The following is a 23,435-nucleotide window of genomic DNA, read 5'->3' as shown; positions in this document are numbered from 1 at the left end:
GTCATGCGGTACTTCTACGCATTGTAGAATTCAAGGGTGAGCCGAGCTGAGATCCCGAACGATCCGTGGGTGCTCGAGGCCGAGCGGGCTGCGAAGGCGCCAGGATTCCGTCGGCCTGACCTGTCGGCCGTGCCGCGGCGTTCGCTGTACGGACTCGGTGTGCTCGCGGCAGCGCGTGCCCTCGGCCTGGTGCTGATCGCCGAAGCCGTCGCTCGGGGGATCAGCGCACTCGCCGGCGGAGGGCTCGACGCGGGCGAGGTGCGGCTCATCCTCGTGCTCGGGCTCCTCGGTGCGCTGCTGAGGGCCGGCGGCGAATGGGCGACGTCGGTGCTGGCACGGCGCGTCGCCACCGTTGTCAAGCGCGACCTGCGCCGGCGCCTGTGGCGTCGCATCGCCGACGGCGACGTGACGGGCGGCGGAATCGCGGTCCTCACCGCAGACGGCCTCGACGATCTGGACGACTACTTCGTCCAGACCATTCCCGCGGTGATCTCGGCTGCAGTGGTACCGCTGATCGTCGGGCTGCGCATCCTCGGGGCCGATTGGCTCAGCGCACTGGTGATCGTGCTGACCGTGCCGCTCGTGCCGCTGTTCATGATCCTCATCGGCCAGCACACGCAGCAGCGCACGGACGCCGCGCTGTCGGCCCTCACCCGACTCGCCGACCATCTCACCGAGCTCGCGCGTGGGCTCCCGGTCCTCGTCGGTCTCGGACGCGTCGTCGACCAGACCAGAGCGCTCGACGACATCCAGGCGCGCTACCGCGTCCGCACCGAGGAGACGCTGCGCTGGGCGTTCCTGTCCGCGCTCGCGCTCGAGCTGATCGCCACCATCTCGGTCGCGATCGTCGCGGTCTTCCTGGGGCTGCGGCTTCTGAACGGCACCATGCAACTCGAGCCGGCGCTGCTGGCGCTGATCCTCGCCCCCGAGTGCTTCACGGCGCTGCGCGAGGTGGGCACAGCCTTCCACGCGTCGCAGGACGGCCTGTCCGTGCTGGATCGGGCGCGGGCGCTGCTCGGACGCAGTGCCGGCGCGGACGTGCGTTCATCAGCCGCCGGTGCGATCCGGATCGAGTCGCTCTCGGTCCGCTACGCCGGACGCGAGCGCCCCGCGCTGGATGCCGTCGACGCCGAGCTGCGCGGCATCACCGCGATCACCGGCCCCAGCGGTGCCGGCAAGTCGACGCTGCTCGCGGCGCTCGCCGGCGTCCTCCCCGCGGATGCCGAGATCGACGGCCGCGTCGTGGGCGTGGCGCCGGATGCCGTGGGGTGGGCGCCGCAGGCGCCTCGTGCGTTCGCCGCGACGCCGAGGGAGGAGCTCGCGCTCTACGGCGCCGGGGACTCCGATCTGGATGAGGTCGGGCTCGCGACGCTGGCGGATGCGGCGGTCGCCGAGCTGAGTCCGGGGGAGCAGCGCCGACTCGCGGTGGCCAGGGCGCTCGCCCGAGTGGATGCCGGGGCCCGACTGCTCGTTCTCGACGAGCCGACGGCGCATCTCGACAGGGCCGCGGCCGATCTCGTGCGCGCGGCGATCCTGCGCCGAGCCGATCGCTGCGTGATCGTGCTCGCCAGCCATGAGTCCGAGACGCTCGCGATGGCGACCGCCGAGATCGCGGTCGGGCTGCCCGTCGCGGGGGCGGTCGCCGCGGCATCCGATCGGGAGGTGGCGCGGGTGGTCGCCTCGGAGAGCGCGACGCGACCACAGGAGACCCCTTCCGGTGCGGCCGACGGCGCCGCACTGCGGGAGATGGCGCGAGTGGCCGTCTCGGAGAGCGCGAAGCGGCCGAATGCGACCCCTCCGGCGCCGCACGCGCTCACTCTGCGCGCCCTGCTGCGTCCGCATCGCTGGGTCTGGGTCGCCTCCGTGCTGCTCGCGGCACTCGCAGCAGGTCTCGGCATCGCGCTGACCGCCGTTTCAGGATGGCTCATCGTGCGGGCGAGCATCGAGGAGTACATCATGTACCTCCTGGTCGCCATCGTCGGCGTGCGCGCGTTCGGCATCGGCCGTGCGGTCGGGCGGTACGCCGAGCGCCTCGTGACGCACCGGGCGGCGTTCCAGGTGGTCGATGCGCTGCGGCTGCGGCTGTGGGGGTCGATCGCTGCCCGAGGGGCCGGCTCTCGGCGCCTCCTCGAAGGCGGTGCGCCGCTGGACTACCTGGTCACGCTCGCCGACGACCTGCGCGATCAGCTGCCGCGAGTGCTGCCGCCGATCGGCGCCGGAGCGCTGGTCGTGGTGGCAGCGATCGTCACGACCGGATTCGTGACGCCGCACCTGACCCTGCTCGTCGCGCTCGTGCTGGTGCTCGCGGTGATCACGGCATCCGTTGTGGCGATCCGGACGGAGCGCGGCGCAGGGGCTGCGCGCGTCGCCGCCCGCTCCGAGATCGTGCGGGGAACCGCCGCGCTGACGGCGGCCGCAGACGATCTGCGCGGCAACGGCACCGCTCCGGCGGCGCTGGAGCTCCTGGATGCCGCGTCCACTGGGCTCGCGGCGGCCGAGCGTCGAGCCGCCTGGTCCGCCGGGCTCGGATCCGCGCTGGTGACCGGTGCGGTCGCCGTGCTGGCCGTCCTCGTCGCGCCGCTGTCGCCGCACGTGCCCGCCGAAAGCGCGTCGGTCGTCGCCCTGCTCGCTCTCGCGCTGATCGAACCCCTCACGGGGCTCGTGGCGGCTGCGCAGCGGGTTCCGGCGCTGCGCGCGCTGCTGGCGCGCCTGGGGCCGATCCTGCAGCCGGCTCCGGCACCCGCCTGGGGCACCGGCGCTCCGGATGCCGGAATCGACGAACTCGCGCTGGACGACGTCACGATCCGCTACCCGGGGGCGCGGCATCCGGCGGTGGCCGACGTCCGCGGTACGGCGCGGCGCGGAAGGTGGCTCGTGCTGGCCGGTCCGTCCGGATCAGGGAAGTCGACCGTGCTGTCCGCTGTGATGGGTGCGCTTCCCGTCGAGCAGGGGGCGGTCATCGCGGACGGCGTGTCCATCACGCACCTCGAAGAGCGCGCGTGGCGGGACCGCGTGGCCTGGTGCCCGCAGGACGCGTACGTCTTCGACTCGACGCTGCGCGGGAACCTCATGCTGGCGCGCACGCGGACGGATGTCCCGGACGACGACGCCATGCGGTCCTCGCTCGTGCGCGCGGGTCTGGGTCCGCTGCTCGAAGGGCTGGCCGACGGGCTCGACACGCGCGTCGGACCCGGTGGATCGGCGCTGTCCGGAGGGGAGCGTCAGCGGCTCGCCGTGGCGCGGGCGCTGCTGACCAGGGCCGACGTGATCCTGCTCGACGAGCCGACCGCGCATCTGGATGAGCCGACCGCGGCCGCGATGATGGACGACGTGCGTGCGGCGACGGCCGATCGTGTGGTGCTGCTCGTGTCGCACCGCGCCGGCGACCGGATGCCGGGGGATGACGTGGTGACTCTCGCGCGGTGACTTTCTTCGCTCGTTGAGCGGGAGAGCTCAGGCGGCCAGTCGGCGGAACCGGTCACTCACGCGCGTCGACCCCGAGACCACGCGCTCGGAGCCTGGCACACCGCTCGCCCCGACCGCGAGGATCGCACGCGCGAGCACCTCGTCGCGCACTTCGCGCCTGGCATGATCGTCGGCGAGCATCTCGACGAGCGCGGCGACTTCCGCCTCGGCACGTGCGGCGATGGGGAACCACGGAAGCGCCGACCGCCAGGCGCGGAACGCCAGCAGGAGAAGGTCGTGGCGCTGCTCGACGTGCGCGCGTTCGTGGGCGATCACGGCGACGAGCTCATCGGCATCCAGGCGGTCCAGCAGTCCCTGGGACAGCACCGTCACCGACCGGGCGCCGTGGGGCAGGCAGTACGCCACCGGTACCGCGTCGTCGATCACGCGCGTGCGTGCGCGGGTCGGATGCGGCGACGTCAGCAGATCCAGCAGGGCGAGATGGCGATGGCGCTGGCGTGTCACCTGCACGACCGTGACGGCGAGGTGCGCCAGGAGGTAGACGGTGAAGGCGGCGGCGGGGATCAGGGCGAGCCAGGGATGGCGAGGAGCCACGGAGTACCCCGCGAGCGCGAGGGCGCCGATCATCGACAGGCCTCCGGCGAGACCGATCGCCTGCCAGAGCAGCAGGGCGATGACCGGCATCCGCATCGGCCAGGATGCCCGCGAGAGCGCGACCGGAACCGGCCAGGCCAACGCGATCGCGGCGGTTCCGAGGAAGATCGCGGCCGCGACGACGACCCCATGCGGGATCACGAGCGCGCCGACGAGCGCCTCATCGCTCACGGCGGACAGCAGGGCCATGGTTCAGCGATCAGGCTGCGCCGGAGAGGAGCTGGCGCAGGACCGCGGCGTCCTCCGGGGAGACGCCGCCGACGAATCGCTCCAGGACAGCGGTGCGGTCGCCCGCGTCGCCGAGGACCGAGTGCATGAGCTCGGCGACGTGATCCGCACGCGAGGCGACCGCGGTGTAGCGGTGCGGCCTGGCCGAGCGGTCGGACGCGACGAAGCCCTTCTTCTCCAGGCGCGAGAGCACAGTGAGCAGGGTCGTCACGGCGAGTGCGCGACCTTCTGCATCGAGATGCTCCTTCACGTCGTAGGCCGTGACCGGCGTCTCTGCATCCCAGATCGCATCCATGACGGCGCGTTCGAGTTCTCCGAGAGTTCCCATCTCAACCTCCTCGGCCGCGGCGGGGTTTCCCACGGCCGGTTCTATTCTACCTCGAGTCGAATTTGTTCTATGCTCTGTCGAAGAAGTTCTACGAAGTGTAGAATTCGAATGATCCGGTGGGCAAAGCTCTGCGAAGGAGACCAGCAGTGGACGTTCTCGACATCGCCAGATGGCAGTTCGGCATCACGACCGTGTACCACTTCCTGATGGTGCCTCTCACGCTCGGGCTCGGCATGTCCGTCGCCATCATGCAGTCGATGTGGGTGCGCACCGGGGACGAGAAGTTCCTGCGGATGACCAAGTTCTGGGGCAAGGTCTACCTGATCAACTTCATCGTCGGTGTGGCCACCGGGCTCGTGCAGGAGTTCCAGTTCGGCATGGCGTGGAGCGAGTACTCCCGGTTCGTCGGCGACGTCTTCGGCGCCCCGCTGGCCATGGAGGGGCTGCTCGCGTTCTTCGTGGAGTCCACCTTCCTCGGCATCTGGATCTTCGGATGGGGGCGTCTACGCAAGGGGCTGCACCTCATGGCGCTGTGGTGCGCAGTCATCGGATCGTGGATCTCGGCCTACTTCATCATCGTCGCCAACTCGTGGATGCAGCATCCGGTCGGTGTCGAGCTCGGCGAGGACGGTCGTCCGGTCATGACCGACGTGTGGGCCGTGCTCACCAACAACACGGCGCTCGCCGCATATGCGCACACGATCCTCGGCGCGCTCGTCGTGGCGGGCATGTTCCTGATCGGCATCTCCTGGTACCACCTGTGGCGCCGCCGTCAGGACGGCATCGACACCGTGGATGAGAAGGGCCGGGTCGTCGTCGGAGCAGCGGATGCCGTCCCAGGGCGCGACCGGAAGGATCACGGAGTCTGGATCTGGTCGCTGCGGTTCGGCGCCGTTGTCGCGATCCTCGGCTTCGCCGGCACCGTCGCCACCGGCGACATCCAGGGCAAGCTGATGTACGAGCAGCAGCCGATGAAGATGGCCGCCGCTGAGGCCGCCTGCCACACCGGATCGGCGTTCTCAGTGCTCTCCCTCGGCGACCCCGGGTCGCGCGACTGCGCGGATGTCATCACGCTCATCGAGATCCCCGGCGTGCTCGGGTTCCTCGGCACAGGGGAGTGGGGCGCCGAGATGCCCGGCATCAGCGACCTCGAGCCGGAGTACGTGAACCAGTACGGCGAGACGATCCCGGACGATGAACTGTACGGCGACCGCGCCGGCAGCGAGGTCGAGTACGTGCCGGTCATGTGGGTGACGTATTGGGGCTTCCGTCTGATGATCGGGCTCGGCGGCATCGTCGCGGCCGGCGCCGTGATCGCCCTGTGGCTGACCCGCAAGGGAACGGTCATGCGCTCACCGTGGATCATGCGGCTGGCCCTTCTCGGCATCGTCGCGCCGTTCGCGGCCAACATCGCAGGCTGGATCTTCACGGAGATGGGCCGACAGCCGTTCGTGGTCGCGCCGAATCCGGATGCCACCGGCATCGACGGCGTCTTCATGTTCACCGCCGCGGCCGTGTCCCCGGGCGTCACCGCGGGGGAGATGCTCTTCTCCGTCATCACGCTGACGGCCGTGTACGGCGTGATGCTCGTGATCGAACTGTTCCTCATGACGAAGTACATCCGCGGTGGGGTCGCGGCGTCCATGCCCGAACTCGCCCACACCGATGCCGATGACGACGGCACCGGTGGCGACTCCGACGACAAGCGAGGCGACGTGCTCGCCTTCGCCTACTGATACCGATCCGCATCGAGAGGAATGACCATGGAACCGCTTCCCGTCGTCTGGTTCATCGCGATCGCCGTGTTGTGGATCGGCTACCTGCTGCTCGAGGGCTTCGACCTCGGTGTCGGCATGCACATGATCTTCTCGACGCGCTCGGAGCGAGACCGCCGCGTCATGCTCAACACGATCGGTCCGGTCTGGGACGGCAACGAGGTGTGGCTGATCACGGCGGGGGCCGCGATCTTCGCGGCGTTCCCCGCCTGGTACGCCTCGCTGTTCTCGACGCTGTACCTTCCGCTGACGATCACTCTGGTCGGGTTGATCGTGCGGGCGGTCGGCATCGAGTACCGCGGCAAGATCCACACCGAGCGGTGGCGCACCTTCTGGACGTGGATGATCGGCCTCGGCTCGCTCGTCGTGGCGTTCTGCATCGGCGCCGCGCTGGCGCTGACGTCGCTCGGACTGCCGATCAATGCGAACGGCGACCGCGTCGGCGGCCCGTTCGTCTGGCTCACGGTGCCCGCCATCCTGGGCGGTCTCGCGGTGGTCGGTTTCTCGCTCGCCCATTCGGCCACGTTCCTGGGCCTCAAGGCGGACGGACCGGTGCGCGAACGCGCCGGGCGGTTCGCCGCCGCCTGGGCCCCGCTGTGCCTCGTGCCGGCCGCGGCCTGGGCCATCTGGGTGCAGCTCGCACACGGTGGCAGCGTGCTGGCCTGGACGTTCATCGTGCTCGCCGTCGTCGGCGCAGCGGTCGGCTGGATCGCCGCCCGCCGCCGTCGTGAAGGCTGGGCGTTCATCGGCTACGCCGGCTTCGGCCTGTTCGGTGCCGGGGCCGTGTTCGCGGGGATGTTCCCGCTCGTGCTGCCCTCGACCGTCGATTCCGCTTTCGACCTGACCGTCTGGAACGCATCGAACAGCGCCTACACGCTCGGCGTCATGACGGTGGTCGCCGTGGTCGCGCTGCCGGTGATTCTGGCCTACCAGGCGTGGAGCTACTGGATCTTCCGCAACCGGGTGACCCCTGGCATGATCCCTGAGGCGCACATCGTGCTTCCGGCGGTGCTGCGGGCATCCTGATCCGGCCGGCCCGCTACCCCAGCACGAACGTCGCCAGCAGCAGCACAGGCACGCATCCGATCGTCGTGATGAACACCGTGTCACGGGAGATCGCTTCGCCGATGTCGTAGCGCTGCGAGTAGTTGAACACGTTCTGCGCTGTGGGCAGGGCCGCCAGCACGACGACGATGAGCACCTCGTGCGCGGTGAGTCCGAACACGAACTGCGCGAAGACCCAGGCGAGCACCGGCATCACGAGCAGCTTGAGCGTCGACGCGAGCAGGACATCGCGTCGTCGCCCCGAGGCGCCGAGCACGCGCTGCCCGAACAGCGAGATGCCGTAGCTGATCAGCAGCACGGGCACGCACGCGTTCGCCAACAGGAGGGCCGGCTCCATCACGATCGCCGGCAGATCGATGTCGAGCACCGAGACGAGCGTCCCGAGTGCGGATCCCAGGATGATCGGGTTGGTCGCCGTCCGCGCCATCATGCGCCACACCGAGGTCTTCGCGCTGGTCACGGCATCCAGGATGGCCAGCGAGATCGGCGTGAAGATGAGCAGCTGCAGGAGGATCACCGGCGCAGGGTACGCTGCGCTGCCCAGCAGATACAGCGACAGGGGGATGCCGATGTTGTTGGAGTTCACCTGCCCGGCCGACAGCGCGCCGATGACGGTCTCGCCCACGTTCCGCTTCCAAGCGAACCTCGCGACCAGGGCATAGACGGCGATCACGAGGACGGCCGCGATCGCCGAAACGGGCAGCAGGGACGAGAACAGCACCTTCGCGTCCGCCTGCGCCAGCACGGTGAACAGCAGGAACGGGGAGAGCACGAAGAAGGTGAGGCGCCCGAGGACGTGCCTGGCGTGCTCTCCGAGCAGATCGATGCGGCCGATGACATAGCCGACGGCGATCGCGACCCCCACGACGGCGAATCCGGTGAGAGTATCGAGCACGTTCCGAGCGTAGCGCGCGGGTCAGTTCCCGCCGCCGCCGGACGGCGCTCTGTAACGCGAAACGTCGCTCGAGAAGGTCATCGGGCCATCCGGATCCACTTCGATATGCGTCGTACCGCCGAGGTAGACGAGCACACCGGATCCGGGCACCGGAACGCGATCGGGTGACGTGCTCATCCACGCATCGATCGTGCGTGGCGCCGCGCCGTCGTAGAACTGCACTCCGACTCGGAACTGCGGGCGCTCCAGGATCCACGTCTTCGGGTCCGGGACCGTCACGATCTCGCCGGCGACGCGCCGCGCGTCTTCGCGCAGGAGCAGGATCCGGGCGATCTCCCGGCGGACACCATGGATGCCGAGGAGCAGCAGCGTCGCGGTGCACGCGGCCACCGCGGCCGCACCGGCGGCCCCCCACCGCAGCAAGGGCATGAGGTCGGCGATGAATGACTCGGAGTGCTCGCCGACCGGCACGGACCAGACGTTCAGTGCGATCGCGAGACCCGCGCTCACCACGGTCGTCGCGGCCCGGACTCCGATCGAAGCGGACCGGCCGAAGTCGTCTTCGAAGAGCGCGTACGTGACCGGCACCAGCAAGATGAGCACCCATGCGGCTCCGAGCGCGAGCGGAATCCACCAGATCAGGTTCCAGGCGCTCCAGCCGGGAACCGCCAGCAACGGCGGCAGGCTGACCGGCAGCACGATCGTCACGCAGACGCCGCACAGGACAGAGCCGAGCAGCAGCACCAGGACGTGAATCCATCCCAGCCGGGGGATCTCGGCATCCGGTGCGACCGCGACGATCCGACTGCCGCGACGCGACGTCGAGAAGACCGGGCCGTCCTGCCACCACTCGGATGTCTGTGCTGTCATGGCCGCACGCTATGCCGCCCGGACGCACTCCCGATCACAGTTCCCAGCCGTACCGGATGCGCAGGTTCATACAATAAATTTCCCGTTCAGCAGGTAATTTGACTTCCGTGGGCAACCGGCTATGGTCAGTGGTTACACCCGCCATCCAAAGAGGGGGAAGCGAGTTCACATGTCAGGCAAGTCACCGCACGCACGCGATGGGAAGAAGGCGCCGAAGCTGTCTCTCAAGGAGAAGAGAGCAGTGAAGCGAGAGAAGCAGGAGCCGGCCGCGTTCCTCAAGCCGCGCAAGGGCGCGTCCGGCTGAGTCGAACGGCGGCCTCATCGCCGCAGACGGCGCTCCAATGCGGACGCCGTCGCGGCGACAGCGGTTGCGGCGACCTGCTCATCGGGCCCTGCGCCCGTCGACCAGGTCGCCGCAACCGCGGCGATCGGCCACCCGGCGGCATCGTGCACCGCGGCGCCGACCGAGCGCAGCCCAGGCGTGACCTCGCCGTTCTCGACCGCGTACCCGCGCGCCCGGATTTCGCGGAGCAGTTCGCGCAGTTGCGCCGGTGTCGAAGGTGCGGCGTCGGCGCGCGTCGGAAAAGCCGAGCGGTCGGGATACAGCGCCCGCACCTGCTCGCGGGGGAGCGTGGCGAGCATCGCGCGCCCGGTCGCGGTGAGGTGCGCCGGCAGGCGGACCCCGACCTCGGTCACCAGCGCCGGGCGCCGCGGCGCGCGCTCCTCGACGATGTAGACGACATCCGATCCGCTCATGACCGCGAGGTGCGTGCTTTCACCCAGGCTGTCGGCGAGCGCCGCCACGAGCGGTCTGCCGAGCCGGGCCAGCGGCTGCTGTCGCGCGAAGCCGCCGGCGAGCTCGGAGGCCGCGGTGCCGAGGCTCCAGCGCCGCTCCTCGCGCAGATGCAGCACGAACCCGTGCGCGGCGAGCGTCGTGAGCAGGTGGTAGACGGTCGACCGAGGCAGATCCAGATCGCGGGCGATCGCGGATGCCGCGACGGGAGCCGGGCGACCGGCGAGATGCCGCAGGATCCGCAGCGTCTGATCCGCTGCGGGAACCTGAGGCCCGCTTTCGGTCCGGTTGTCTGGGATCACAGACACATGATGGCACGAACCGGTGTCGCACGACGTGTCCGAGGTGTGGAATCAGGATCATGAGCACGTACGTCACCATCGGAGCCGCACCCCTCACGATCGCCGAGGTCGTCGCCGTCGCGCGCCGCGGCGCACCGGTCGAACTGGACCCGGCGGCCCTCGACCGCGTCGCCGAGTCCCGCGGCATCGTCGACGCGCTCGCCGCGGACCCGAACCCGCACTACGGCGTCTCCACTGGATTCGGCGCTCTCGCCACGACCTTCATCGCCGCCGACCGCCGTCGGCAGCTGCAGGCGAGCCTGATCCGCTCGCACGCGGCAGGCACGGGCGCCGAGGTCGAGCGCGAGGTCGTCCGAGGGCTCCAGCTGCTGCGTCTGCAGACCCTCGCGTCGGGTCGTACCGGCGTGCGACCGATCGTCGCCGAGACCTACGCGGCTCTGCTGAACGCGGGCATCGTCCCCGTCGTCCGCGAGTACGGATCGCTCGGCTGCTCCGGCGACCTCGCTCCGCTCGCGCACATCGCGCTCGCCGCGATGGGGGAGGGCGACGTGCGCACCGACGCCGGTCTCGTCCCGGCATCCGAGGCGCTCGCGCACGCCGGAATCGCGCCGCTGGTCCTGGAGGAGAAGGAAGGCCTGGCTCTCATCAACGGAACCGACGGGATGCTCGGGATGCTGGCGCTCGCGCTGCACGACCTGGAGGTCCTGCTGACCACGGCCGACGTCGCCGCCGCGATGTCGGTGGAGAGCCAGTTCGGAACGGATGCCGTGTTCGCGGCCGACCTCATGGCGCTGCGCCCGCAGTCCGGCCAGGCGGCCTCCGCCGCGAACCTGCGGGCGTTCCTCGCCGGCTCGCCGATCGTCGCCAGCCACAAGGGCCCGGAGGACGGCCGCGTCCAGGACGCCTATTCACTGCGCTGCTCGCCGCAGGTGCACGGCGCCGCGCGCGACACCGCCGGGTACGCCGCGACGATCGCGGCGCGCGAGCTCGCCAGCGTCATCGACAATCCGGTGATCACGCTGGACGGCAGAATCGAGTCCAATGGCAACTTCCATGGCGCTCCTGTCGCGGCGGTCCTCGACTTCCTCGCGATCTCGGTCGCCGATGTCGCGAGCGTGTCCGAGCGCCGCACCGACCGCGCCCTCGACCCCGCCCGCAGCCACGGCCTCCCGCCGTTCCTCGCGCACGAGGTGGGCGTGGACTCCGGCCTGATGATCGCGCAGTACGCCGCCGCCGGCATCGTCTCCGAGCTCAAGCGCCTGGCCGTTCCGGCATCCGTCGACTCCATTCCGTCGTCCGCGATGCAGGAGGACCACGTCTCGATGGGCTGGTCGGCGGCGCGCAAGCTGCGCCGCGCGATCGACGGGCTGACCCGGGTGCTCGCGATCGAGATCCTCACCGGCGCCCGTGCTCTCGACCTGCGTGCGCCGATGCAGGCTGGACCCGCGACCGGCGCCGTCCGCGATCTCGTGCGCACCGTCGCCGATGGTCCGGGCCCCGACCGCTTCCTGTCGCCCGACATGGAGGCGGTCACGGAACTCGTCCGATCGGGCACCGTCGCCCGCACTGCAGAGGAGCACGCACATGTCTCGTGAGATCAGGGCGCCGCGCGGCAACCAGCGCACCGCCAAGAGCTGGGGCGCCGAGGCGGCCAAGCGGATGCTGATGAACAACCTCGACCCCGAAGTCGCCGAGCACCCGGAGGATCTCGTCGTGTACGGCGGCACCGGACGCGCGGCACGCAGCTGGGAGGCGTACGACGCGATCGTGCGGACGCTCGACGAACTGGAGCCCGACGAGACGCTGCTCGTGCAGTCGGGCAAGCCGGTCGGTGTGTTCCGCACGCACGAGTGGGCGCCTCGGGTGCTCATCGCGAACTCGAACCTCGTCGGCGACTGGGCGAACTGGCCCGAGTTCCGCCGCCTCGAGGAGCTCGGCCTGATCATGTACGGCCAGATGACAGCGGGCAGCTGGATCTACATCGGCACGCAGGGCATCCTGCAGGGCACTTATGAGACGTTCGCCGCCGTGGCCCGTTCGCTCGATCGCGAGTCGCTCCGGGGCACACTGACCCTGACCGGCGGTGCCGGCGGAATGGGCGGCGCGCAGCCGCTCGCCGTCACGATGAACGACGGCGCCGTGCTGATCGTCGACGTCGATGAATCGCGCCTGGAGCGTCGGGTCGCGCACGGCTACCTGGACGAGTACACGACCGATCTGGATGCCGGTATCGCACGCGTTCTCGCCGCCAAGGATGCCGGCGAGGCACTTTCCGTCGGAGTCGTCGGCAACGCCGCCGAGGTGTTCCCCGAGCTGCTGCGCCGCGGCGTGCCGATCGACATCGTCACCGATCAGACCAGCGCGCACGACCCGCTCGCCTATCTCCCGCGAGACGTCGCGTTCGAGGACTGGAGGACCGAGGCGTCCAGGGATCCTGACGGCTTCACGCGGCGTGCGCGCGAATCCATGGCCGCGCACGTGGCGGCGATGGTCGCGTTCCAGGATGCCGGAGCGGCCGTCTTCGACTACGGCAACTCGATCCGAGCCGAGGCGCAGCTCGGCGGCTTCGACCGCGCGTTCGCGTTCCCGGGCTTCGTGCCGGCGTACATCCGCCCACAGTTCGAGGAAGGTCGTGGGCCGTTCCGCTGGGCCGCCCTCTCGGGTGACCCGGAGGACATCCGCAAGACCGATCGCGCGATCGCCGAGCTCTTCCCCGAGGATGCCGCGCTGCACCGCTGGCTCGACAAGGCAGGCGAGAAGGTCCACTTCGAGGGGCTGCCGGCCCGCATCTGCTGGCTGGGCTACCAGGAGCGCCACCTCGCAGGGCTGAAGTTCAACGAGATGGTCGCCTCGGGCGAACTGTCGGCGCCGATCGTGATCGGCCGCGACCACCTTGATGCGGGGTCCGTGGCATCGCCGTACCGGGAGACGGAGGCCATGAAGGACGGCTCGGACGCGATCGCGGACTGGCCGCTGTTGAACGCCCTACTGAACACGGCTTCCGGCGCTTCGTGGGTGTCTCTGCACCACGGCGGCGGTGTCGGGATCGGTCGCTCGATCCACGCAGGGCAGGTGACAGTGGCCGACGGCTCGGCGCTCGCCGCCGAGAAGCTCGCGCGGGTGCTGACCAACGATCCGGGGACCGGGGTCATGCGCCACGTGGATGCCGGTTACGAGCACGCCCGTGACGTCGCCCGCGAGCGCGGCCTGAAAGTGCCGATGCTGTGAGCACTCTCCTCACGAACATCGGCGAGCTGACGACCAACGTTGGCGACGGCCCGCTGCGCGACGCCGCCGTCCTGATCGACGGCGACCGCATCTCCTGGGTCGGCTCCGCAGCCGAAGCGCCTTCTGCCGCCGACATCGTGGATGCCGCGGGACGGGCGGTCATCCCGGGTTTCGTGGACAGCCACAGCCACCTCGTGTTCGCGGGCGACCGCGCTGCCGAGTTCGAGGCGCGCATGGCCGGGCAGAAATATGCCGCCGGCGGGATCCGCTCAACGGTCGCGGCGACGCGCGCCGCAACGGACGACGAGCTGCGCGCGCGGCTGCGCGGATTCCTCGACGAGATGCTCGCCCAGGGCACGACGACGGTCGAGATCAAGAGCGGCTATGGGCTGAGCGTGGCGGACGAGGGGCGCCTCGTCCGACTCGCCGCCGAGGTCACGCCGGAGGTCACGTTCCTGGGCGCGCACGTCGTGCCGGCCGAGTACGCGGAACGCGCGGATGAGTACGTCGACCTGGTGGTCGGCCCCATGCTGGATGCCGCGGCTCCCCATTCCCGCTGGGTCGACGTGTTCTGCGAAACCGGCGCGTTCACGGTCGCGCAGTCCCGTCGCGTGCTGGAGGCCGGCATCGCCCGCGGTCTCATGCCGCGCGTTCATGCCAGTCAACTGGGCCCTGGTGAGGGCGTCAGCCTCGCGGTCGAGTTGGGCGCGGCATCCGTCGATCACGGCACGTACCTCACCGATGACGATGTCGCTGCCCTCGCGGCATCCGACACCGTGCTGACGCTGCTGCCGGGCGTGGAGTTCTCCACCCGGCAGCCGTATCCGGACGCGCGGCGCCTGATCGACGCGGGTGTCACCGTGGCTCTCGCGTGCGACACGAATCCCGGGTCGAGCTTCACCAGTTCGATGCCGTTCTGCATCGCGGTCGCGGTGCGCGACATGGGAATGACGCCGACCGAGGCGGTATGGGCGGCGACCGCCGGCGGCGCGAAGGCGCTGCGGCGCGACGACATCGGATCCGTCGCTGCGGGGATGAGGGCCGATGTCGTGCTGCTCGACGCTCCCACCAGCATCCACCTGGCGTATCGACCGGGGGTTCCGCTGGTGGCCGCGGTCTGGAAGGACGGCGCGCGCGTCCGCTGACGCCGTCCTTCCAGACGTCAGCGCGCGGCGAGCTCCGCGACGTCCTCCGGCGAGAGCGCCGAGCTCCAGACGGTGAGCTCGTCGACGTCTCCCTGGAACGGGACATCCCACCAGTTGACGCCAAGCGCGAAGACGTTGTCCGCGCCGGACAGCACGTCGGGGAAGCCGGCGCCCTGGTAGCTCAGTTCGCCGTCGACGTAGACGGATGCCGCGGTGCCGTCGACCACGAATGCCACATGCGACCACTCGCCGGTCGGCAGGAACTGACCCGTCCCGGCGTCGTACCACTGCTCGCTGCCGGCCCACAGCATGGTCGATCCGCCGACGCCGCTGTGACCCTTCGGCAGCAGGCTCAGCCAGTTCGTCGGGCTGCCGGCCGCGAAGAACGCGGACGTGTACGCCGTGAGCTGCTCCGGGCGCAGCCAGAGGCTGACCGAGTACGACGTGCCCTGCACGAGATCGTCGGGCAGCCGGACGCCGGACGCGCCGTCGAGGTGCAGTGCGCTTCCGGTGACGCCATCGGCCGCGAACGCCGCAGGTGCGGTGGCGGGTGCATCCAGGCGGTTCCCGGTCGCTGTGGCATCCGGGAAGGCGCCGTTCGCGTCGGTGAGGCCGTTCTCGAACGACCACGCCCCGGCAAGGACACCAGGGGTGCGCGCGAGCACGGTGATCTCGAACGGCACCTGCGTCGAGGCCATGCCGTTGGCGACCGTGGCGGTGAGCGTGGCGGTCGCGTTGGCCTCACCGACGGCCGGTCGCGTCACGGCGCCGTCCGCCGTGACGACGATCTCGTCGGAGGACGCCCACGTGATCGTCGTGCCGCCCGTGCCGGAGGTCGGCAGGTCGAAGTCGATCGTCACGGCGCTCGTATCGCCGAGCGAAAGATCCGCGACCACCGCATCCACGGCGGCGGCGCCCGTGACCTCGACGCTCTGACGGCCCCACAGCGTGACGCCGTCGTCCGAGACGGCGGTCAAGCCGGTCGACCACTCCTCGAGGTCCGGATCCCAGACCGGAGCGAAGACGCCCGAGTAGACCTCGCCGTCGATCGTGAGGATCGCTGCGTGCTGGCCCTCGCGCTCCCAGGTGCCATCGGCGTCGCCGGTGATGAGGCCGTTCTTGGCGAGCGTCACATCGACCGATTCGGCGGCGTTCGCGGTGATGTCCTTGCCCATGTCTACGAGCTGCCAGGTGCCGACGACGTCCGCACGCTTGACCTTGCCAGCGGTCTCGCCCGCGTAGCGCATCGGAGAGACGACCGGCCAGCCCTCGGCGTTGATCCACATCTGGTGCACGCGCACCTCGTGCAGCTCGCCCGTGCCCGGGAAGCGGGCGTGGAACACCATGAACATGCGGCCGGTGTCCGGGTCCTGATACCAGGACGTGTGACCGGGGGAGACGTAGCCGGTGCCGAGTCCTGTGCCCGGATCACCGAGCTCGCGGGTGAACAGGTGCCCGCCCATGAGCTTGACGCCGTACGGCTGGATCGACGCATCGTCGAAGATCGGCAGCGACGGGTCGGCCTTCACATCGGCCATGTCGTTGCCCTGAGCATCCAGGTACGGGCCATCTGGAGTCTTCGAGCGGGCGACGCGCACGTCGTAGCCGCCCGAGGCGTCGAGCCCGCCGAACGACAGGTACAGGTAGTAGTAGCCGGTCTCGGCGTCGTACTGGATCGTCGGCGCCTCGATGCGGCTGTGGTTGCCGCCGACGAGGTGGGTGCCGTATCCCTGACCCGGCAGGGGCTCGCCAGTATCGGCATCCATCTTCAGGATGTAGATGCCGCCGGAGTACGAGCCGTACACCATCCACAGGTTGCCGTCGGCGTCGTAGAAGGCGTCGGGATCGACGGCGTTCGCGTGGATGCGGGCGTCGTACACCTCGCCGGGGTTCTCGCTCTCGCCCTCCATGCCGCTCTTGAGCAGGATGCCCTGATTCTCGTATGGTCCGTCGACGGAGTCGCTCGTGGCGATCCCGAGAGCCGAACGGGGAGAGGAGCCCTCGCAGGCGTTGTAGTACATCGCGAAGCGGCCGTCGGGGAGCTGGATGACGTCGGACGCCCACAGGGTCGAACTCTTCGCCCACTCGAAGGTCTCGGCGAGCTCGGTGTAGATGTCCTCGAACAGGGCGTTGTCGGGGTTCTGGGACAGATCGACGGTGTGCTGCTCCCATTCCAGCAGGTCTTCGGTGTGCGCGGATGCGCCGTGCGAGCCGAAGGCCCAGATCTCGCCGTCGGCCTCGACGATCGACGGGTCGTGCACGGTGACGTCCTGGAAAGTCGGCGGGGGCGGGTCCGCCGGTTGAGCGGCGATCGCGGCCGGTGCGCACAGAGCGCCGACGGCGAGGAGGGACGTCGTGGTCAGTGCCAGCGCAGTGATGGCTCGGCGCGCGCGGGGGCGTCGCGACATGGTGTCTCCAGTTCGACAGTGGACGGGAAGGCCTCAATCTACAACGATGTAGATGCCTAGTACAACGATGCAGACATCTTCGAAACCAAAAAGAGACACCCGGCCGCATGGCCGGGTGTCTCTCAGAGGGATCGGGTCAGATGACGCCCTGTGCGAGCATCGCCGCCGCGACCCGTTCGAAGCCGGCGATGTTCGCGCCCGCCACGTAGTCACCGGGCACGCCGTAGCGCTCGGCCGCATCGAACGATGCCCGGTGGATGTCACCCATGATCTCGCGGAGCTTGCGCTCGCTGTCGGCGAAGGCCCAGCGCTGGCGAGAGGCGTTCTGGCTCATCTCGAGTGCGGAGGTGGCCACACCGCCCGCGTTGGCCGCCTTGCCGGGAGCGAACAGGACGCCCGCGGATTGGAACGCCTCGACGGCGTCCGGCAGGCAGGGCATGTTGGCTCCCTCGGACACAGCACGCACACCGTTGCCGATGAGCGCCTGTGCGTCGGCGAGATTCAGTTCGTTCTGCGTCGCGGACGGGACGGCGATGTCGACCGGAACCTCCCAGACGCTGCCGCCCTCCACGAAACGGGCGCCGGGGCGGCGCTTCGCGTACTCGACGATGCGGCCGCGCTCGACCTCCTTGATCTGACGCAGCAGGTCGAGATCGATGCCGGCGTCGTCGACGACGTAGCCGGACGAGTCGGATGCCGTGACGGGCGTCGCACCGAGCTGGGTGGCCTTCTGGATCGCGTAGATCGCGACGTTTCCGGAGCCGGAGACGCCGACGCGCTTGCCGTCGAACGTGTCGCCCTTGACGGCGAGCATCTCTTCGGCGAAGAACACCGCTCCGTAGCCGGTGGCCTCGGTGCGCACCTCGGCGCCGCCCCAGCCGGTGCCCTTGCCGGTGAACATGCCGGACTCGTGACGGTTCGTGACCTTGCGGTACGTGCCGAACAGGTAGCCGATCTCGCGGCCGCCGACGCCGATGTCACCAGCGGGGACGTCGGTGTGCTCGCCCAGGTGGCGCCACAGCTCGCTCATGAACGACTGGCAGAACCGCATGATCTCCGCATCAGAGCGGCCGTGCGGGTCGAAGTCGCTGCCGCCCTTGGCGCCGCCGATGCCCTGGCCGGTGAGCGCGTTCTTGAAGATCTGCTCGAAGCCGAGGAACTTGATGATCGACAGGTTCACCGAGGGGTGGAAGCGCAGACCGCCCTTGTACGGGCCCAGCACCGACGAGAACTGGATGCGGTAGCCGCGGTTGACCTGCAGTCGACCGGCATCGTCGACCCACGGGACGCGGAACATGATCTGACGCTCCGGCTCGACGATGCGCTCCGCGATGCCTGCATCCGCGTACTCGGGATGCTGCTCGAGCACGGGACCGATCGAGTGCAGCACCTCGTGCACGGCCTGCTGGAACTCCGGCTCGTACGGGCTGCGCGTCTGAACGGTGTCGAAGACGGGCTGGACGGAGTCGGCAAGGGGATGGAAGTCAGTAGCGGTCACGCGGGGAACGGCTTTCTTGCTGGAGGATGCGGGTGAGGCGATCGTGTCGCGTGAGAAGGTGCCGGTCGGGCACACGAGTTCTCACTTTAGCGCGACGCGCATTGTGAGAACGACGCCCGGTCACCCGGTGTTCTGGAGGCCTGCGGCCACCCCGGAGACGGACAGCAGCAGAAGGCGCTGCTGCTCGGCATCCGCTCCCGATCCAGTCGCCGACTCATCCGCCGAACGCAGCTCCCGCAGCGCACGCAGCTGGAGCAGCGACAAGGCGTCGACGTAGGGGCTGCGCAGCTGCACGGCACGCTGCAGGATCGGCTTGTTCTCGAGGAGACCGGAGCCGCCCGTCAGGCGGATGACCCATTCCCTGGTGAGGGTGAGCTCGTCCAGCACCAGCTGCGCCAGATCGTCGCGGTCGCCCAGCGCCAGATAGCGACGGGCGATGCGCTCGTCGGTCTTGGCGAGGCTCATCGCGACGTTGTCGATCATCGTGTGCAGCAGCGGCCACTCGCGGTAGGCCTCGGTGAGGAGGGCTTCGTCTCCGACCGCTTCGAGCGCCGTGCCGAGACCGAACCAGCCGGCCAGGTTGATGCGCGCCTGAGTCCAGGCGAACACCCACGGGATGGCGCGCAGGTCTTCGAGCGACTCGACCGACAGGCCGCGTCGCGCCGGGCGCGATCCGAGGGCGAGCAGGCCGATCTCCTCGAGCGGCGTGACCGTGGCGAACCAGGGAGCGAAGCCGTCGGCGTGCACGAGTTCGAAGAAGCGGGCGCGGGAAGCCGTGTCCATCGTCGCCGCGATCGGGGCGAAGCGTTCGGCGGCGCCGCTGGTGCGCTGTTCGACGCCCGGTGAGGACGCCAGCAGGGTGGCCGCGGCGACCTGATCGATGTGTCGCATCGCGATGGCAGGCTCGCCGTATCGGGCGAAGATGACCTCACCCTGCTCGGTGAGCTTGAAGCGTCCGTCGACGGAGTGCGGCGGCTGCGCGAGGATCGCCGAGTTCGCCGGCCCTCCGCCGCGCCCGAGGGCGCCGCCGCGGCCGTGGAACAGGGTCAGCTCGATGCGGGACTCCTGAGCCCACTGCGCGATCTTCTGCTGCGCCTCGTAGAGCGCGAGGTTCGCGGCGACCGGACCGACGTCCTTCGAGGAGTCGGAGTAGCCGAGCATGACCTCGAGGCGGTTGCCGGTGTCGGCCATGCGCGCGCGGAACTCGGGGAACTCGACGGTCTCGGCGAGGATCGCCGGGGCCGCCTGCAGGTCGGCGAACGTCTCGAACAGCGGGACGACGTCGAGCACGGGAACGTCGTCCCCGAGGGCGTAACGCGCGAGCCGGTGCACGTTGGCGAGATCCTCGGCCGACTGCGTGAACGAGACGACGTAGCGGCCGGCTGCACGGGGGCCGTACTCGCGCTGGATCTCGGCGATCGCGTGGAAGACGTCGAGCACCTCGAGGGTCTTCTCACTGCGTTCGCCGCCGGCATCCAGCTCGGCCAGCGCCTGTCGGTGCACCTGCGAGTGCTGACGCACTTCGAGTTCGGTGAGGTGGAAGCCGTACGTCTCGACCTGCCAGATCAGGTGCTGCACGCCGCCGAACGCGTGCCGGCGCGCGCCGGCCGCGATGAGCGAGTCCTGCACGATGCGCAGATCGGCGAGCAGCTCGTCCGGGTGCCCGTAGCCACCGGCGACACCGGCGCGCTTCGCGGCGACGCGGCGTGCGAGCAGGAGCAGCAGTCGACGGTGCGGTTCGTCGGGAGAGCGGGTCGAGATGTCGGCCGCGGCCTCGTGTTCGGCCGCGGCGAAGGAGTCCCACAGTGCAGCGGCGGCGGGGGAGACGGGGGTGCTCTCGGCATCCAGCGTCAGGGTGCGGCCGATGCGGGTCAGCGCGCGCTCGAGACCCTGGAGCACGTGGTCGGACGCGATCTGCGCCGCCTCGCGCGTGACGGATGCCGTGACGAACGGGTTGCCGTCGCGGTCGCCGCCGACCCAGGAGCCGACCCGCACGAATGCAGGGACGATCGGCGCGCTGGCGCCGGAGTCCTCGCCGCGCAGGGCGTCGTCGATACGGCGGTACACGTGCGGCACGGTGGTGAAGAGCGTCTCGTCGAAGACGCTCATGACGGTGCGGACCTCGTCGACGGGCGTCGGCTTCTGCGCACGCAGCGGGGCGGTGCGCCAGAGGGTGTCGACCTCCTCCAGCATCCGGCGACGGGCGCGACGCTGCTCGGCGCCGTCCTCGCTCGCTGAATCATGCTGGGTCAGCAGATCGGACAGCCGGCGGATGCTGGTGGACACCGCGCGGCGGCGGGCCTCGGTCGGGTGAGCCGTGAAGACCGGGTGGAAGCGGAGTCCGGCGAGTCGGCGCTCGGCTTCGGCGTCTCCGACCTCACGACGCAGTTGCGCGTAGGCGGCTGCGACCGTGTCCGCGGCGCCCTCGCGACCGGGCTGGCCGGCGCCCTCGCGACCGGGCTGGCCGGCGCGCTCGCGGAGGACCCGCACGCGCTGGTGCTCCTCGGCGAGGTTGACGAGGTGGAAGTAGGCGGTGAAGGCACGGGCGACCTCGTCGGCACGGGCGATCGAGAACGAGTCGGCGATGGTCGCCGCGCGCTCGAACGCCTCGGCGCTCTCGTCGTCGTACGCCTGGATGGTCGCAAGGCGCAGGCGCTCGACGTCTTCGAACAGGCCGGGGGTGCCGGATTCGCGCAGCACCTGGCCGAGCAGGGCGCCGAGCATGCGGACGTCTGCCCGCATGGACTCGGGGATGCCGCGGCCTGCCTCGAAGCGACCGATGACGCGAATGGCCTCTGTGGGTGTGGGCTCGGGGGTCATCCTTCGAGCGTATCCCGATGCACGAGGCGCTCCGGACCGCGTGACGCCGCGTGAACGACGGGGCCGGAGTCATAGCATGGAGTCGATGGCTGACTCCCGCAACCCCCTGCGCTCCGCGCAATTCCCCGCGATCCTGCTGCTTGCGGCAGCGGGGCTTGGCCTGCTGCTCGCCAACACAGGGGCGCATGATGCGATCGCCGCCGTGCTGGGTGTGCACATCCCGGTTCCCGGTACGGCACTGGACCTGTCCGTCGAGCACTGGATCTCGGACGGACTGCTCGCGATCTTCTTCTTCGTCGTCGCGATGGAGCTGCAGTACGAACTCACCGGCGGAGAGCTGAACTCGCTGCGCAAGGCGCTGCAGCCAGCGATCGCGGCGGGCGGCGGTGTGATCGTCCCGATCATCATCTACCTCACGATCGCCGGGGCACCCGAGACGGCGTCCGGCTGGCCGATCCCGACAGCGACCGATATCGCGTTCGCGCTCGGGGTGCTCGCCGTGTTCGGACGAGGGCTCCCGTCCGCCGTGCGCGTCTTCCTGCTGGCGCTCGCGATCCTCGACGACATCATCGGCATCATCTTCATCGCGGTCCTCTTCGCGCACGATCTGAACTGGCTCCTCCTGCTGCTGGCCCTGGTCGGCGTGGTCGCGTTCGGCATCCTGAGCAGACAGCTCGGCGAGCGCAACGACATCGTCATCGGCGTGCTCATGACCGTCGTCGGCATCCTCGTGTGGGGGCTCGTGGCAGCCTCCGGTGTTCACGCGACGATCGCGGGCGTGCTGCTGGGTCTCGCGGTCGCGCAGGCGCCGTCGATGCGCATCCGCTACGCGCTGGAGCCGTCGGTGAACGGGGCGATCCTGCCGGTCTTCGCGTTCACCGCCGCGTTCGTGGTGATTCCCGCCGTGTCGCCGTCGGAGTTCTCGCCGGCGTTCTTCGGCATCGCGCTCGCGCTGCCGGTCGGAAAGGTCATCGGCATCGGGCTGTTCGGGTGGCTGGCCATGCGGATCGGTTCGAGAGGGCGTCCGCCCGCGCTGACCATCATGGACCTGCTGGCCGCCGGGACGCTCGGAGGCATCGGGTTCACCGTTTCGCTGCTGCTCGCGAATCTCGCGTTCGTGGACGACCGTGCGATCCGTGATCAGGCGATCCTGGGCGTGCTGGTCGGCTCGCTCATCGCGCTGGCGTTCTCGGGGGCGATGGTCTCGCTGCGCGCGGCCTGGTACCGCCGGCAGGCCGTCGCGACCGCGGGAACGGACGCCGGATCGGATGCCGAGTGAAGGAGCTGCGATGAGCGATGCGCTGCGCGATGCCGCTGAGACGATGCGGGCCGTGCGCGAACGATGCGTATGGTCGCAGCAGATCACTCACCGGGATCTGATCCCCTACCTCATCGAGGAATCGCACGAGGTCATCGATGCGGTCGAGGTCGGCGATCGCGCGGAGCTGCGCGAGGAGTTGGGCGATCTGCTGTGGCAGGTGCTGTTCCACTCCGCGATCGCCGTGCAGGACCCGGAGGACCCCTTCGACATCGACGACGTCGCGCGCACGCTGACCGAGAAGATGGTGCGTCGTCATCCGCACGTGTTCGCCGATGCGGTCGCGACGACGCCGGAAGAGGTGCTCGTGCACTGGAACGCGGCGAAGGCGGCGGAGAAGCGCGAGCGCACGAGCGTGCTCGACGGTGTGCCGAGCGGGATGCCCTCGTTGGCCAGGGCTCAGAAAGTGCTGGGCCGCGCGGCCTCGGTTGTTCCGGTCCCGACTCGTTCCGCCTCCTCTCGTCCGTCGAGCGAGCGGAACGAGTCGAAACGCGTTCCCGCTGAAGACCGCGAATCCCCGGCATCCGAAGCCGAACTCGGCGACGCGCTGCTCGATCTCGTCGCGCATGCCCGTGCCAACGGGTGGGATGCCGAGCGAGCGCTCCGCGAACGCATCCGTGTGTTGGAGGACGATGTCAGGACGGCCGAGTCCGCCTGAGTGAGGCGTCAGAGATCCACGTGA

General features: G+C 69.8%; 17 protein-coding genes. 9 read left to right on the top strand and 8 right to left on the bottom strand.

Features of this window, described 5'->3' with window-relative positions; all coding sequences use genetic code 11:
* The first annotated feature begins 36 nt into the window (after positions 1-36).
* Complete coding sequence (gene cydC, locus AC3ANJ_RS13265; protein ID WP_488316703.1) at positions 37-3,426, top strand: thiol reductant ABC exporter subunit CydC; 3,390 nt, start codon at positions 37-39, stop codon at positions 3,424-3,426.
* 27 nt (positions 3,427-3,453) lie between these two features.
* Here the strand turns inward: cydC and AC3ANJ_RS13260 are convergent, their stop codons facing one another.
* Positions 3,454-4,269, bottom strand: a complete 816-nt coding sequence (locus AC3ANJ_RS13260; RefSeq protein ID WP_488316702.1) for a M56 family metallopeptidase — start codon at positions 4,267-4,269, stop codon at positions 3,454-3,456.
* A gap of 10 nt (positions 4,270-4,279) precedes the next feature.
* Positions 4,280-4,636: a BlaI/MecI/CopY family transcriptional regulator gene (locus AC3ANJ_RS13255; protein ID WP_488316701.1), complete on the bottom strand. Its 357-nt coding sequence runs from the start codon at positions 4,634-4,636 to the stop codon at positions 4,280-4,282.
* Between the two features lie 146 nt (positions 4,637-4,782).
* On the opposite strand from AC3ANJ_RS13255, the gene AC3ANJ_RS13250 reads away from it, so the two are divergent.
* Together AC3ANJ_RS13250 and cydB are read left to right on the top strand one after the other, a co-directional pair.
* On the top strand, positions 4,783-6,372 hold the full coding sequence (locus AC3ANJ_RS13250; RefSeq protein WP_488316700.1) for a cytochrome ubiquinol oxidase subunit I: 1,590 nt from the start codon (positions 4,783-4,785) through the stop codon (positions 6,370-6,372).
* Between the two features lie 27 nt (positions 6,373-6,399).
* A complete protein-coding gene (gene cydB, locus AC3ANJ_RS13245) occupies positions 6,400-7,437 on the top strand; it encodes a cytochrome d ubiquinol oxidase subunit II (RefSeq protein ID WP_488316699.1) in 1,038 nt (345 codons plus the stop codon).
* Between the two features lie 13 nt (positions 7,438-7,450).
* Here cydB and AC3ANJ_RS13240 read toward each other — a convergent pair whose 3' ends face one another.
* Positions 7,451-8,371 (bottom strand): AEC family transporter, encoded by a 921-nt coding sequence (locus AC3ANJ_RS13240; protein ID WP_488316698.1) that lies wholly within the window; start codon positions 8,369-8,371, stop codon positions 7,451-7,453.
* A 21-nt stretch (positions 8,372-8,392) separates the two neighbouring features.
* Complete coding sequence (locus tag AC3ANJ_RS13235) at positions 8,393-9,241, bottom strand: hypothetical protein (RefSeq protein ID WP_488316697.1); 849 nt, start codon at positions 9,239-9,241, stop codon at positions 8,393-8,395.
* Between the two features lie 169 nt (positions 9,242-9,410).
* On the opposite strand from AC3ANJ_RS13235, the gene AC3ANJ_RS13230 reads away from it, so the two are divergent.
* A complete protein-coding gene (locus AC3ANJ_RS13230; RefSeq protein WP_406249404.1) occupies positions 9,411-9,545 on the top strand; it encodes a hypothetical protein in 135 nt (44 codons plus the stop codon).
* Positions 9,546-9,559: 14 nt separating this feature from the next.
* Here the strand turns inward: AC3ANJ_RS13230 and AC3ANJ_RS13225 are convergent, their stop codons facing one another.
* Positions 9,560-10,342, bottom strand: coding sequence for an IclR family transcriptional regulator (locus tag AC3ANJ_RS13225; protein WP_488316696.1), 783 nt, complete (start codon positions 10,340-10,342; stop codon positions 9,560-9,562).
* Positions 10,343-10,395: 53 nt separating this feature from the next.
* Here AC3ANJ_RS13225 and hutH point away from each other — a divergent pair, with 53 nt between their 5' ends.
* The 3 genes from hutH to hutI are packed head-to-tail and all read left to right on the top strand — an operon-like array spanning position 10,396 to position 14,709.
* On the top strand, positions 10,396-11,931 hold the full coding sequence (hutH, locus tag AC3ANJ_RS13220; RefSeq protein WP_488316695.1) for a histidine ammonia-lyase: 1,536 nt from the start codon (positions 10,396-10,398) through the stop codon (positions 11,929-11,931).
* The gene (gene hutU / locus AC3ANJ_RS13215) at positions 11,921-13,564 is read left to right on the top strand and encodes a urocanate hydratase (protein ID WP_488316694.1); all 1,644 of its coding nucleotides are present in this window, start codon (positions 11,921-11,923) and stop codon (positions 13,562-13,564) included. The genes hutH and hutU overlap by 11 nt, the downstream gene beginning before the upstream one ends.
* Positions 13,561-14,709, top strand: a complete 1,149-nt coding sequence (hutI, locus tag AC3ANJ_RS13210) for an imidazolonepropionase (protein ID WP_488316693.1) — start codon at positions 13,561-13,563, stop codon at positions 14,707-14,709. Before hutU ends, hutI begins: the two co-directional genes overlap by 4 nt.
* Positions 14,710-14,726: 17 nt before the next feature.
* Here hutI and AC3ANJ_RS13205 read toward each other — a convergent pair whose 3' ends face one another.
* The 3 genes from AC3ANJ_RS13205 to AC3ANJ_RS13195 form a co-directional block, all read right to left on the bottom strand.
* Complete coding sequence (locus AC3ANJ_RS13205; protein ID WP_488316692.1) at positions 14,727-17,117, bottom strand: LamG-like jellyroll fold domain-containing protein; 2,391 nt, start codon at positions 17,115-17,117, stop codon at positions 14,727-14,729.
* A gap of 136 nt (positions 17,118-17,253) precedes the next feature.
* Positions 17,254-18,615, bottom strand: coding sequence for an NADP-specific glutamate dehydrogenase (gdhA, locus tag AC3ANJ_RS13200; protein WP_488316691.1), 1,362 nt, complete (start codon positions 18,613-18,615; stop codon positions 17,254-17,256).
* Between the two features lie 120 nt (positions 18,616-18,735).
* A complete protein-coding gene (locus tag AC3ANJ_RS13195; protein WP_488316690.1) occupies positions 18,736-21,435 on the bottom strand; it encodes a phosphoenolpyruvate carboxylase in 2,700 nt (899 codons plus the stop codon).
* Between the two features lie 85 nt (positions 21,436-21,520).
* Here AC3ANJ_RS13195 and nhaA point away from each other — a divergent pair, with 85 nt between their 5' ends.
* Together nhaA and AC3ANJ_RS13185 are read left to right on the top strand one after the other, a co-directional pair.
* Entirely contained in the window at positions 21,521-22,714 is a 1,194-nt protein-coding gene (gene nhaA, locus AC3ANJ_RS13190) for a Na+/H+ antiporter NhaA (RefSeq protein ID WP_488316689.1), read from the top strand.
* Positions 22,715-22,724: 10 nt separating this feature from the next.
* A complete protein-coding gene (locus AC3ANJ_RS13185; RefSeq protein ID WP_488316688.1) occupies positions 22,725-23,411 on the top strand; it encodes a nucleoside triphosphate pyrophosphohydrolase in 687 nt (228 codons plus the stop codon).
* Positions 23,412-23,435: the final 24 nt, after the last annotated feature.

Source organism: Microbacterium sp. STRO-1N (genome assembly GCF_057748015.1).
Note: the sequence above shows the minus strand (reverse complement) of the source record. Positions and strands in the feature narration are given on the sequence as shown.